Source organism: Oceanobacillus neutriphilus (assembly GCF_014645515.1).
GTDB classification, from domain to species: domain Bacteria; phylum Bacillota; class Bacilli; order Bacillales; family Amphibacillaceae; genus Oceanobacillus; species Oceanobacillus neutriphilus.
This window is the reverse complement of sequence record NZ_BMLW01000005.1, coordinates 16,652-29,904: the sequence shown is the minus strand read 5'-3', so window position 1 is coordinate 29,904 and position 13,253 is coordinate 16,652. Positions and strand designations below refer to the sequence as shown.

Genomic DNA, 13,253 nt, shown 5'->3' with positions numbered 1-13,253 from the left:
GTTTACTCTATTGACTGCAGATCAAATATGATTTCCTCGCCGCCATTCAGCTCATATTCTCCTGCTCCAACCGGAGAAGGCTCTCCGTCTACATAATACATCCAGTACTTTCCTTCGTCTTCATCATCTGATACCCGTTCAATGGAAGTGATAAATCCATTATCTTCTTCTACATAGAAGGCATCCTCCAGTACATTTAAAAGGATATCCCCCTCTTCCACTTGAACAACTTCTTCTGATACATACTGATTCCCGTCATCAATCGTTATCGTTATTCGCACCTCATCTTCGGCCGGTTCCTGCTCTTTACCGCTTGATTCATTGGTGCTGACTGAAGTATTAGAGCTTTCATTCTCTTCCCCGTTATTACCGCATGCTGCAAGCAGAACGAAGGATAATAACATAATACCCAAAAACTTCAACCACCTATTCATCTTCCTATCTCCTTTCGTTATCAACTCTAAATTTATCCATAAGGAAAGCCTGTTTCGTTAACAGGCTGAAGATGGAACAATATATATACTACTCCGTTCAATCCAGCTGCTATCCTTTGATGCTTGGAGTTGTTGGGAAGAGAGATACTGCTTTTAACAAGCTCTATTTAACAACTAACCTAAAGGAGTATAAATAGAACTGTGAATACAGCAACAGCTTTCACTGATTATCTCTCATTCCTAAATTACTATTTTGTATATATCGCTATCTTAGCATATCTCTTTATTCTCAGGATTGTTTCATAGGTATTTCAAAACTAAATGTTGTACCGAGATCCAGCTTACTTCTAACCTGAATTTTCCCATGATGTGCTTCAATAATATTTCTGGCAATGGCTAGTCCTAAACCTGTTCCCTGTTTCTCTTTCTTCACTCTGGACTTATCCGCTTTGTAGAAACGTTCAAAAACAAATGGCAGATCCTCTTCCGGGATGCCGCTGCCATTATCCTCTACTTCTACGTGAAGGAAATCTGAGTTGCTAAGCGCGTGCACCTCTACTTTTCCGCCCTTTTCAGAGTGGCGGAGGGCATTATCAATTAAATTGGTTAATACTTGTTCGACCCGATCTGGATCCATTTCTCCAATCTGTTCATTCATGTCTAAGCTTAATGAAAGTTCTACTTCACTTTCTTGGGCAAGCCCCTGAAATTTATGCACAATCCGCTCAACAAATGCCTGAACAGCAACAGGCTCAACATGAAGCTGAATTTGCCCGGCTTCCATTCTCGCTAAGTCGAGTAATTCATTTACAAGCCTTCCCATTCTGAGAGATTCCTCATATATAATTTTAGCTAATTCATTCTTATCTTCTTTTGTTTCGGCAATATCATCAACAATTGCTTCACTATATCCCTGAAGCATAGAAATAGGTGTACGCAATTCATGCGAAACATTTGCGATGAAATCTTTACGAAGCTTATCAAGACGCCGTTCTTCGGTCATATCACGGATAACGGCAACACAGCCCCGAACGTGGGATTCATCATACAATGGAGTGACAAGCATTACATAGTTCCGCCCCTGGACAACTGATTCTTTTAAAACGGCTCTCTCTTCAGCGATTACTTCATTAAGGGCATCTTTAAGCTCTGTTGGAAGCTGTTTTTCTTTATCTTCTTTCTGATTATGCTCGTAATTCCAGTTATCTAAATATGCCTGTGCCGGAGGATTTATAACAATAATTTCCCCGTCTCTATTAAGCGTGAATACACCGTCAGCCATTGAGCTCACAATACTGGATAATTGCTCTTTTTCCTGTCTTAAAGCCTGAATATGATAATTGAGCTGATTGCCCATACGATTAAATTCAATGGCTAAATCACCAATCTCATCCCGGGTTAATACAGGTACTTTTGTATTGAATTCACCGCGAGTCAAATTATAGGCTGCTTCCCTCATTTTAATTAATGGTGCCGTAACACGGGATGATAAAAATACAGCAAAAAACGTTGTCAGCAAAATAGCAATACCCGCACTCAGCAAAATCAGTTTGGTTGTCTGATCTTTAGTTTCATTAATCATATCCAAGGATTTAAAAACAAACACAGCTCCCCCATTTTCCAAAGGCGAGCCTACTGAAATAATTTCATTCTCATCCTCAATCAGCCCTTGAGAGCTCTGTGCAGTAACTTGATCAAGCAATTCACGGGCTTCCGGGTCATGTAACATCCATGATTCATTAATAAAATTCAAATCTGTATCCTCAGAATCAGAAATCCATGGTTCACCATCTGCATTGTAAATGACAATCCGGCTGGAAGGATCTCTCAGCATCTCCGTAGCATCCTCAATAAAGTCCAAATCATACTCAGAATCAACCAATGAAGAAATTTTTGCAGCCATTTGCGTCATATCATTTTCAGCTTCCTGAATATGATAAGTTTCAAAAAACTGCATTAAAAAGAACGTTAATACACTTAAAACAAAGGACACTAATAATAATATCGTTAATGATAGTTTACCTACAACGCTCTTCCAAAACATCAGTCTTGTTCAACCTCGAATTTATAGCCGATGCCCCATACAGTTACAATCATTTTCGCAGCCTGCGGGGAAACAGAATTCAATTTTTCACGTAACCGCTTAACGTGCGTGTCGACTGTCCGAAGATCGCCAAAAAATTCATATTGCCAAACTTCTTTTAATAATTGCTCACGATTAAATACTTTATCCGGTGAATTTGCTAAAAAGCAAAGCAGCTCATATTCTTTAGGTGTCAGGCTGACTTCCTGATTATCTGCAGTAACCCGGTGCCCATCATGATCAATGGTCAAGTGTGGAAATACTAATAAATTTTTTGCAGTAGTATCGGACTGCTGATAATTTACATTAGACACTCTTCGGAGGATAGCCTTTACCCGCAGTACAGCTTCTCTCGGGCTGAATGGTTTAACAATGTAATCATCGGCCCCTACCTCAAAGCCTTGCACACGATTAGATTCTTCCCCTCTGGCTGTTAACATAATGACTGGTGTATCCTTTTCTTTTTTCAGCTCTTCACAAACCTGAATTCCATCCATCTCAGGCATCATAATATCTAAGATAATCGCATTGTAATTATTTTGCAAAGCCATCTCCAGTGCAGTTTTTCCATCTGCTGCTTCATCTATTTCAAAATCTTCTTTTTCTAAGTACATTTTTATTAAACGTCGAATTCTTTCTTCATCGTCTACCACTAATAACTTTTGTGCTTCACTCATTTACAATTCACTCCTCATTTCAACTCTAATTAGCATTATAAACGAACCTGTTTGAAAAGTTAAGGGATTAAGAGAATCCTTGTATTCTTAACCGCGCAGCAGGCGTTTAATCTTTTCTCATCTAAAAAGAGAATTGTCATCAAATGATTGATAACAATTCCCTTTTCTTATCTGTAATCTCCTGACAGGCAGTGTTATGCGTAGGAGTGCAAGCTCGCCAGTATAAGATTTACTACAATCAGGTTGAACATGATAATCGCAAAACCAACTACTGCCAGCCAGCCTGATTTTTCTCCATGCCAGCCTCTGGAGAGCCGTAAATGCAGGAATGCTGCATAGAAGAACCAGGTAATTAATGCCCAGACTTCCTTTGGATCCCAGCCCCAGAATCTCCCCCAAGCCAGCTGTGCCCAGATAGCTGCGAAGATTAACCCGCCTAAAGTAAAGACCGGAAAACCGATAGCAACAGAACGATACATAATTTCATCCAGCATATCCGGTTTCACACCCTTAACAAGCGGATGAAGCCTTTTACCAATCCGTTTACGGGAAATTAAAAAGGCAATTCCATAAATTATCGTACCTGCAAAGAATGACCAGATCACGGTATTTAATTTTCTGCCTGCTTCATCACCCTGCATCCACGCTGGTGCCTCAAACCATGGATTCATTACGTTTTCAGATAATAAAGTGCTGTCTTTAGGTGCAGCAATCGGTGGAAGCTGATATTCAGCTGTGACAGCCTGTCCATCCATTTCCACTTCAAAGGTTGCCTGGTAGGAAAGTGCGTTAAATATTGATGTAATAGCAATAAATCCAATAAATAAAAAGATACAATAAATAACAACCTCAAGCATCGCATTGCGGAAAGTCAGCTTTGTCTGATCAATTTGTCGAATTAAATACATTAATCCGGCCACAAAGCTGATAAATAAAATTCCCTGTCCTAACGCAACTGTCGTCACATGGACGTGCAGCCAATTACTTTGTAAAGACGGTACCAGCGGCGCCGCACCAGTTGAAAACATGCTTGCGTAAGCGATAATAATTGTTGCCAAAGGAAGAGCAAATACCCCTAAAAAGGCCGTTTTATAGTAGATGTAAATAATAATAAATGCAAAAATCATTGACATCCCTAAAAAGGTTGTAAACTCAAAAAGATTACTTACAGGCGCATGGCCAGTTAACATCCACCTTGTAATAAAATAAACTAATTGAGATGCAAAACCTATTATTGTTATAACTAAACCGATGGTCCCTGCTTTTGTTTTCTGATGGCGTTCGCTTTTATTTTGCCGGATCGCCCCTCCAAAGAAAAAAGTCGCAACTAAATATAAAATAAAAGCAATAAGCAAGGCCCCGCTACTAACACTGTATAAATCCATTCGCTTACCTCCAATCCTGTCTTAACCATTTCGTTTTAATGTTTAATCATCTAATTCCTGCTGGTCTTTTACCATTGTAACATTTGTATCTTCTATAGCTTTTTCAATATCTCGTTTGATTCCGTGCCAGTTTTTATTTGTATGAGCTGCTACAAGAAGAGAATTGTCATTTTGTTTATTAATCCAGACTCTGCGGTGCTGCCAATACATCCCCTGGCTAACACCAATCATAAAGATGATGGCGCCGATCAAAAAGTAAGGAAGCGTCCGGTCAGAGCTTATTGCAATACCGCTGACATCCCGGAATTCAGCATTATCAATAGCTACCTTGTATTGGTTTTCTCCGGTAGCATCGATGTTCCTGCCGACCCCCAGAAAACTGACTTCTCCTTCTTCTGAATCGGGAGGATACACTGTCACAACAAAGGCTGGATTTCTAGGAAAATCTGTTTCCGAAGCAGGGTTTCCGTTTTCTGTCATGATATAATCCGGATAATAATTTGTTAATTCTACGCGGAAACCGCTGTCTAATTCATAAACTGACTCCGGGTTTGATAAATCAATAGTAAAATCTCCAAGGGATTTTTCTTCTGAATCATCTGCCTCGTGTATATGGAAGCTCATATTTTCAAATTCATTTAACTGATATCCCTGCTGATAAAGTGTGTATCTATCAAATTTTGCCGGGTTATTCATTTGAATTGAATGCTCCAAAATTGGCTCCAGTTCCGGCTCGGCACCAACAACATCGGCATTCTTTGCTTCGTAAACGACAACATCTGTCTGGAAATTACTCGCAATTTCCTCTTCCTTCAGAAAAGCCTCCTGAAAACGCTCATCGTTTCGATCATGTGTTTCCAATATAAAGTCTTTATTCTCTATGTAATACTGATTGTTTGTACCGGGAATTACTCTCTGCTCCCCTTCACGAACCCACATATACTCTTCAGTAAACATGATTGGTGTTGTACGTAAGATAGCTGCAATCAATATAATAATAAGTCCAATATGATTTACATAAGGTCCCCATCTGGAAAAGCGGCCTTTCTCTGCAAGTATTTGACCATCTTCTTCTGTGATTTTATATCTGGAATTCTTTAATCCCTGAACCAGCTTGTCAACATCTGAATCATCTACATTTATTGACTCGCTGTACAGACGCTGTCTGGATAAAAACTTTTTATGCTTTTTTGGTTTCTGGTTTCTTAATGCTCTAAAAAGCGGAACGAACCGGTCTAAACTGCAAATAACCAATGATATACCAATTAAAGCAATTAAGGTAATAAACCAATAAGAGCTGTACATATGATGAAATCCGAGCTGATAATACATTAAGCCCCAAATACCATAACGATCTTCATAGAAAATTGCCGGATCTCTTGATACCGCCTCCTGCGGTATAAATTGCTCCTGCGGGAAAATCGTTCCAAATATGGACGCAATTAATGCTAAAATAATAAGCCAGACTCCTACTTTTACGGAGGAGAAAAAACTCCAAATTTTATCTATGATTGATTTTCGATACGTTTGTGAACGGCGGGCACTGCCATCATAGCGCATATTTAAGAGTTTTTTTTCGTCATTACCGTCAATATGCTGATTTTCTTCTATAGGTTTTCCGCATGCCTCACATAAAACGGTACCCTCCGGATTAATATGACCGCATTCACATTTAATTTTATTCATTGTCTACCTCCATTCTCATGGATTATCATGATGCATCTGGTGTAATCGCATCTAAATTTCCTTCTAATTTATCTAATGTCAGCGACCCCTGGACAATTTCATTTATCGTTCCATCAGGATTAATAAAGAACGTTGTAGGCATTGGTCTGATTCGATATAAATCTCTGACCTCAGCGTTAGCATCATGTGGAATGGCAAACGTTAAGCCATACTCATCAATAAAGTTATCAACTACTAATTTTGTACTGTCCAGACTGACAGCAACAATTTCGACCCCTTTTTCTTTATACTCAGGGTACAATTCCTGCATATACGGCATCTCCTGTTTACATGGTCCGCACCAGGTTGCCCAGAAATTCAGCATAACCCCTTTTCCTTCTAAATCACTGAGCTGTGTAACATCAGCATCAAAATCCCCGTTGATTTGACTTAATTTAAAGTCTGGAGCGGCATCACCTGCACGGTATATTGTATCTTCATCTTTCGAATTTGAAAATAGCACAAATATTACTGCAGCAACTAATACAGCCAAGATAGAAGAGCGAAAAATAAGACGGTTGCGTTTCTTTTTCTGTTTATCTATATTTCTTTCTTCTTTATTCAACAGCACTCCTCCCCTTTCCAACTGATTATACCATTGACTGCAGCTTATAAATTTGAATATTATCTTACAATTTTGTGGACGTGTTCCGTAACTGGTTGACTTCTTTTGGAGTTAGTGATCTATACTCGCCTGCATTTAATCCCTGTAAAGTCAAAAAGCTATATTGTTCCCGCTTCAGCTTCATCACCGGAAACCCAATTGCCTCAAGCATTCTGCGTACTTGTCTGTTTTTTCCTTCATGCAATGTTAATTCAATAATAGACGTTTTCTTTTCTTTATCACTTGACAGCATGTTAACATAGACTGCTTTCAACTTTTCATTATCAGATATAACACCTTTCCGTAATTTTAATAACTCTTTCTTATGAGGTATACCTTTTACTTTAGCTACATATACTTTATTAACTTCTTTGCTTGGGTGCATCAGCTGATTTGCAAATTCACCATCATTTGTTAAAAGCAATATTCCTGATGTATCATAATCCAGTCTGCCGACAGGAAAAACTCTTTCACTTACTTCCGGAAGAAAATCTGTAACTACTTTTCTGCCTTTATCATCCTTCACGCTGGAGATAACACCTCTGGGCTTGTACAACAGATAATATACGGACTCTTCTTTTTCAAGCGGGACACCATCTACTTCTACCTTATCATCAGAGGTAACCTTTACCCCCATCTCTGTAACTGTTTTATTATTTACTTTTACTTTTCCATCAAGAATTAATTGCTCAGCCTTTCTTCTGGATGTCAGTCCGCTTTGAGCAATAACCTTCTGTAATCTTTCTTCATGCTTTGACATATAAATCCCCAATCTTTTTTAACTGTAATTGCTTCCTTTATCATACATTCAGCACCTGTCATACGGAAAGGGGGCTGATAACTCTTGTATAGCAAGAAAGCCTATGATGAAATATATTTTTCACATATCTTCATCATAGCCTTATTTTACAAGATAGGAAAGCATAAATTTCACCGGCGTTTTTTTGCAGGATCATTGATTATATCATTACGGCAGTATTTGAGTACAGCAATAATTTTAATATACCAGGTTTTAATAGTAAAATACGCATTTTCCAAGATGCCGATCCATGCAGTTTTTCAATAGTTATTACTGGCTTTTATTTATCCAAACATCATTGTAACAAGAAATACAGCTGCAAGTATAGCAATTAAATCCGCTAATAATCCAGCCTGTAAGGCATAGCGGATTTTCTTAATTCCAATGGCGCCAAAATAAATTGTGAGAACATATAAGGTGGTATCCGTACTTCCCTGCATAACAGAAGCAAGGGTTCCGATAAATGAATCCGGGCCATAGGTCGCGATTAATTCCGTAGTCATGCCTAATGCTGCTGTTCCAGATATTGGACGAATCAGGGCGAGAGGCAACACTTCTGCAGGAAAACCGATAAATTCCAGTACAGGAGCTAATAACTCTATGAAAGCATCCAAAGCGCCCGAGCTTCGCAGGATTGAAATAGCAGTAATCATTCCCACTAAAAAAGGAAGTAAAGAAACAGCAGTCTTTACGCCTTCCTTTCCTCCCTCTACAAAAAGATTATATGCAGGTAATTTTCGGATACTTGCTGCAATCATAATTATTAAAATAAAGCAAGGTATCATCCAAATACTGATTAAGCTGATAAACCCCATTATGATTTCCTCCAAGTACTTTTGTAATAAAAGATCCGGTCAATAATCAGTCCGGCAATCGTTCCTATACATGTAACCAGCAAGGTAACACCGACAATTTGTGTAGGAGAAACAGATTCATATTGCATTCTGATTCCGATAACTGTTGTAGGAATCAGCGTTAATCCAGTTGTGTTCAAGATAAGAAAAGTGATCATAGAACGTGATGCCGTATCAGAATTATTATTAAGTTTCTTCATTTCCTCCATTGCTTTAATTCCTAAAGGAGTTGCAGCGTTCCCCAATCCAAACATATTTGCTGTTAAATTAGATAAAATATAACCTAATGCCGGATGATCCTTCGGTATGTCCGGAAATATTCTTGATACGATTGGACGAAACAGCCTTGCAAGACCTCGTAAAATACCTGCTTCCTCCGCTATCCGCATCATACCTAACCAAAATACTAAAATACTGATCAATCCAATAGCTAAGGTTACTGCCTGAGCAGCACTGGTAAATATAGCCTCATTAACTGCTTCCATATTTCCTGAAAACATTGCATAGATAATTCCAATGGCAGCCATACAAATCCAGATCCAATTAATCATTTGTATCCCACCTTAGAATAGAATGAAATACATAAGCGACATTATCCATATAACGACCTTTTTCATTTCCATGTTTCTGTTCTAACACTGTATTGCTTGCCTGACAGGATAATCCTTCTCCTTTCAAATAAACCTCTTTTGCCCAGGTATCATTTTCATGCTTATAAAGTGGTAAAGTGATAGTGTCTTCTGATAAATCCTTTTTGTCTGTTACAATTTCTCCATTCTGGTCAACTTCCTTCATTTCAAACTGTTCAAACCCCCATTCATACATGGCCATATGATCTTGCCAATCATCAGGGTCATCTAATGTTACAGCAATTAATTTCATTCCGTCCTTCTCGGCTGTAGTCAGCAGTGTCCGCCCTGTCTGCTTTGTATATCCGGTTTTTCCTCCTGTGCAATATTCATAAAAAATAGTCAGAAGCTTGTTTTTATTTTGCCAATAGTAAGATCTGTTTTCGGACATATATCTTTTCGAACCACTTATCTCTTGAAAAATAGGGTTTTCCATCGCATACTGCATTAAAATTGCCATATCATGAGCACTCGAATAATGTGTTTCTGAATCCAGACCATGTGGATTATCAAAATGCGTATTTTTCATTCCAAGCCATTTAGCCTTCTCATTCATTAAATAAACAAAGCCTTCTTCACTCCCGCCAACATGCTCAGCGATAGCAACAGCAGCATCATTTCCTGAACGAAGCATTAAGCCGTATACTAAATCTGTCAGAGGTATTTCTTCCCCTTGCTCCAAATAAATAGAAGATCCTTCTGTATAAATAGCATTTCTGGAAACAGTAGCTTTTTCATTCATTTTTCCAGATTCAATCGCAATAATTGCGGTCATTACCTTCGTAATACTTGCAATAGAAGCCTGTTCATCAGCGTCTTTTGCAAATAATACCCTGCCTGATGATTGCTCGATTAAAACAGCCTGCTGGGCCGAAACATCCGGTGCAGCATGTCCATGAATTGGAAAAGATATGAAGCTAATGATAAAAATGACCATCCATATAAAAAAACGCATCAGGTTGGTTCCCCCTCATAAAACACAGCTTTATGTCCAGAACTTCGTCAAATTCTTTCCCTGACGATGAACTTGATAAATATTTCTAATTTATTTATATGCGTGGAACAAGCTGTTATGATTAAAATGAATGAAGGAAAGGTATGGAAATTGCAAGAAATAGAGACAGCACCTGTCACTGAAAGCAGGACAACTGCACGCTGACTAATATTTCTATTCATATAAAAAACCTTATAGATAAGTATTCATTACTCATCAATAAGGTCCTCTAATCTTTATTTATTCATCCTGAAAACGGTCAAAAAATAAATCGACATCCGATGTATCTGTTTCTGAATCCAGCGTACTTTCCAATTCAGGCAGCTCTTCTATGTTGGACAGACCAAAAAAAGTAAGAAATTCCTTTGTTGTCCGAAAAAGTATTGGTCTGCCTACGGTTTCTTTTCTGCCGCACTCCTCTATTAACATCCGTGAGATTAATGTTTGCAGTGGCCTTTCACTGCGAACACCTCGTATTTCGTCAATTTCGGCCCTCGTTATCGGCTGCTGGTAAGCAATGATTGCCAATGTTTCTAACGCTGCCTGAGACATTCTATTGGGCTTTGGCTGGATAACCCATTTCTTAAAATACCCGTTATGATCGGGTTTTGTTGTTAGGCTGAGCATTCCATTAGCATTCAGAATCATCAGACCCCGGCTCTGCTTTTTATAATCCGTTTGAAGTTCATCAATGATCTGGCGAACCTCATCTAAGGAAGTATCAAGGATGCTGCTAAGTTCACTTACTGTTATTCCCTCATCCCCGCCGGCAAACAGCAGACCTTCTGCAACTCCTTTTAAATGCTCTCGTTCCACGACTATTCCTCCATTTTATAAACATATAATTCTTTAAAATGCTGTTCTTGCATCGCATATACTTGTCTTTTTTTCATTAATTCTAAAATAGCTACAAATGTTGTTACGATATATGATTTGGTCGGAACAGGAAACAAGGCATGAAACGATATGCCATCTTTACTATTTATAACCTGCTGTAACACTTCTTCCATCCGCTTTTCGATCGGAATATCCACTCGTTGTATAACTGTATCCTGCGGCTCTTTCCATTGATTTCTCTGCATCATTTTTTTCAGTGCATTAATCATATCAAATACAGATACATTACCAGTATTCACGTTTTCAACTGGTACATCTTTAAATTCAAAAACAACCGGCGAACGTGTATAAACCTGCTGCTCGGCTGCTTCTTTTTCCTTTAATGCTTCAGCGGCTTCTTTATATTTCCGGTATTCAATTAAACGCTGCATCAATTCTTCGCGTGGATCGTCCATATATGCTTCATCCATCTCATCCTCTTCAAACTCCTGTTTTGGAAGAAGCATCTGACTTTTTATTGCAAGCAGTGTAGATGCCATCACCAGATATTCACTGGCAACGTTTAGTTCCATATACTGCATGGTGTGAATATAATCCATATACTGCTGTGTAATTTGGGCAACGGGAATATCATAAATATCGATTTCGTATTGATTTATCAAATGAAGCAATAAATCCAAAGGGCCCTCAAATGTTTCCAGTTTAACTTCATATCCTTGAATCATCGCTGTAATTCCTCTCAAGTGTAGTAAAACAATGTGTTAGAAGCTGATTAAAAATCAGCTTTATAGAGCTTTTTAAACGTCCTTTCGGTCACTTAACCTAAAAAAATGACTAAAATATTTGCAAAAGCCCATACACTCTTTGCTTAGCTTACATAAGTTATAACGTAATATAAATGTTAGCACAAAACATTTATGGATTGAACTAAAAAGGAGGAAATAAAATGAGTGGATATTCAGGTGGTTACGCAGGCGGATTTGCTTTAATCGTTGTTCTATTTATTTTATTAGTAATTGTTGGAGCTGCTTGGTTCTAAAAATAAAGTGAAATAAATAAAAGTAGCAACGAATGAAAAGCCAACCCTTATAAGGGTTGGCTTTTCTGCATTCAACTTTAAACAAGTAAAACTCCATCTTACAATCCATCTAACGATTTCTCATAAAAAGCTTTGACACTTTCAGCAGGTACAATATCGTATTTATCCGAATAAATACGATGAATTTCTGCAATCATTCGTGACCCTATCCCTTGATCCCTATGTGAAGGATTCACTGTGAGATGCTTAATAACCAACTGATTGTCATTCGTAATTTGTACTCCTATTGCTCCAAGAACGTCATCGTCTTCTTTCCATAAATGCAAATGCCAACCATCATTTTCTTCATATTCCCGAATGGTTTCCTGCAATTTCTTCACATCTTTTTCCTCGGGCATAAATGATAATAAACCCATAGCAATCTTCTCTAAGTTTCTTTTAAAGCGAATTAACATAATTACCCCTCATTAAAATTTCTTGTATGGTAATCCTCGTAAATTCCAATCAATATTTACTCTGAAAGTATAACTCATTTCCAGTATAATGAAAAGTACCATTTTTATTTTACATAAAATGGAAGTCAATATTCAAAAAGAGATGCAGCCTTGAAAAATAGATTACCGGACTAATTCATTCCCCTCTCTAAAAAAGACAACATTAGCACGTTTGCTTGCTATTTTCCTCTTAAGACCATCATCTCTCTGCAAATCTTTATTATCCTTCTACGCGAATTTCTTTCATTACATCGCCATTTGACATTGCTTTTGCTAACTCAATGCCAGATGTTACTTTTCCAAATACAGTATGGACCCCATTTAAATGAGGCTGCGGCTCATGCACAATGAAAAATTGAGAGCTTCCTGTATCTTTTCCGGCATGTGCCATAGATAGAGAACCTTCCTCGTGCTTATGCGGATTTCCCTCTGTTTCACACTTAATTGTATATCCTGCAGAGCCTGTACCATTACCTACTGGGCAGCCGCCCTGGCTGACAAAACCGGGAATTACACGGTGAAAAGTTAACCCATCATAAAATTTTTCATTTGCTAATTTTTCAAAGTTAGCTACTGTTCCTGGTGCTTCATTTGGATATAATTCAAATTCAATTTTATTACCATTTTCCATTTCAATATAACCTTTTTTCATTTGGGCAAATCTCCTTCTAAAAATATATGTTCAAAAAATACGTGTCA

General features: G+C 38.0%; 15 protein-coding genes. 1 reads left to right on the top strand and 14 read right to left on the bottom strand.

Translation table 11 applies throughout. The features are described 5' to 3' along the window. Positions 1-2: 2 nt before the first annotated feature. The 12 genes from IEX29_RS09125 to IEX29_RS09070 all read right to left on the bottom strand — a co-directional run bounded on the left by IEX29_RS09125 (position 3) and on the right by IEX29_RS09070 (position 11,746). The gene (locus tag IEX29_RS09125) at positions 3-434 is read right to left on the bottom strand and encodes a DUF4430 domain-containing protein (protein ID WP_188734169.1); all 432 of its coding nucleotides are present in this window, start codon (positions 432-434) and stop codon (positions 3-5) included. 289 nt (positions 435-723) lie between these two features. After that, the gene (locus tag IEX29_RS09120) at positions 724-2,478 is read right to left on the bottom strand and encodes an ATP-binding protein (RefSeq protein WP_188734168.1); all 1,755 of its coding nucleotides are present in this window, start codon (positions 2,476-2,478) and stop codon (positions 724-726) included. Further along, positions 2,478-3,194: a response regulator transcription factor gene (locus IEX29_RS09115; protein WP_188734167.1), complete on the bottom strand. Its 717-nt coding sequence runs from the start codon at positions 3,192-3,194 to the stop codon at positions 2,478-2,480. Before IEX29_RS09115 ends, IEX29_RS09120 begins: the two co-directional genes overlap by 1 nt. 194 nt (positions 3,195-3,388) lie before the next feature. Next, positions 3,389-4,579 carry a cytochrome c biogenesis protein CcsA gene (gene ccsA / locus IEX29_RS09110; RefSeq protein ID WP_188734166.1) on the bottom strand — a complete coding sequence of 397 codons (1,191 nt, stop codon included), beginning with the start codon at positions 4,577-4,579 and terminating at the stop codon, positions 3,389-3,391. 42 nt (positions 4,580-4,621) lie between these two features. Then, positions 4,622-6,265, bottom strand: coding sequence for a cytochrome c biogenesis protein ResB (resB, locus tag IEX29_RS09105; RefSeq protein WP_188734165.1), 1,644 nt, complete (start codon positions 6,263-6,265; stop codon positions 4,622-4,624). A 25-nt stretch (positions 6,266-6,290) separates the two neighbouring features. Then, on the bottom strand, positions 6,291-6,869 hold the full coding sequence (gene resA, locus IEX29_RS09100) for a thiol-disulfide oxidoreductase ResA (protein ID WP_188734164.1): 579 nt from the start codon (positions 6,867-6,869) through the stop codon (positions 6,291-6,293). A 64-nt stretch (positions 6,870-6,933) separates the two neighbouring features. Continuing rightward, positions 6,934-7,668: a pseudouridine synthase gene (locus IEX29_RS09095; protein ID WP_188734163.1), complete on the bottom strand. Its 735-nt coding sequence runs from the start codon at positions 7,666-7,668 to the stop codon at positions 6,934-6,936. Between the two features lie 323 nt (positions 7,669-7,991). Further along, a complete protein-coding gene (locus IEX29_RS09090; protein WP_188734162.1) occupies positions 7,992-8,522 on the bottom strand; it encodes a spore maturation protein in 531 nt (176 codons plus the stop codon). Continuing rightward, complete coding sequence (locus IEX29_RS09085) at positions 8,522-9,112, bottom strand: nucleoside recognition domain-containing protein (protein ID WP_188734161.1); 591 nt, start codon at positions 9,110-9,112, stop codon at positions 8,522-8,524. Before IEX29_RS09085 ends, IEX29_RS09090 begins: the two co-directional genes overlap by 1 nt. Then, entirely contained in the window at positions 9,105-10,145 is a 1,041-nt protein-coding gene (locus IEX29_RS09080; RefSeq protein WP_188734160.1) for a D-alanyl-D-alanine carboxypeptidase family protein, read from the bottom strand. The genes IEX29_RS09085 and IEX29_RS09080 overlap by 8 nt, the downstream gene beginning before the upstream one ends. Positions 10,146-10,424: 279 nt before the next feature. Then, positions 10,425-11,000: an SMC-Scp complex subunit ScpB gene (gene scpB / locus IEX29_RS09075; protein ID WP_188734159.1), complete on the bottom strand. Its 576-nt coding sequence runs from the start codon at positions 10,998-11,000 to the stop codon at positions 10,425-10,427. A gap of 2 nt (positions 11,001-11,002) precedes the next feature. After that, a complete protein-coding gene (locus IEX29_RS09070) occupies positions 11,003-11,746 on the bottom strand; it encodes a segregation/condensation protein A (protein WP_188734158.1) in 744 nt (247 codons plus the stop codon). Positions 11,747-11,967: 221 nt separating this feature from the next. Between IEX29_RS09070 and IEX29_RS09065 the strand changes: the two genes are divergently transcribed. Continuing rightward, on the top strand, positions 11,968-12,060 hold the full coding sequence (locus IEX29_RS09065) for a YjcZ family sporulation protein (RefSeq protein ID WP_077603073.1): 93 nt from the start codon (positions 11,968-11,970) through the stop codon (positions 12,058-12,060). Between the two features lie 98 nt (positions 12,061-12,158). Here IEX29_RS09065 and IEX29_RS09060 read toward each other — a convergent pair whose 3' ends face one another. Together IEX29_RS09060 and IEX29_RS09055 are read right to left on the bottom strand one after the other, a co-directional pair. Next, the gene (locus tag IEX29_RS09060) at positions 12,159-12,515 is read right to left on the bottom strand and encodes a GNAT family N-acetyltransferase (protein ID WP_188734157.1); all 357 of its coding nucleotides are present in this window, start codon (positions 12,513-12,515) and stop codon (positions 12,159-12,161) included. A gap of 259 nt (positions 12,516-12,774) precedes the next feature. Continuing rightward, positions 12,775-13,206, bottom strand: coding sequence for a peptidylprolyl isomerase (locus tag IEX29_RS09055; RefSeq protein ID WP_188734156.1), 432 nt, complete (start codon positions 13,204-13,206; stop codon positions 12,775-12,777). Between the last annotated feature and the right edge of the window lie 47 nt (positions 13,207-13,253).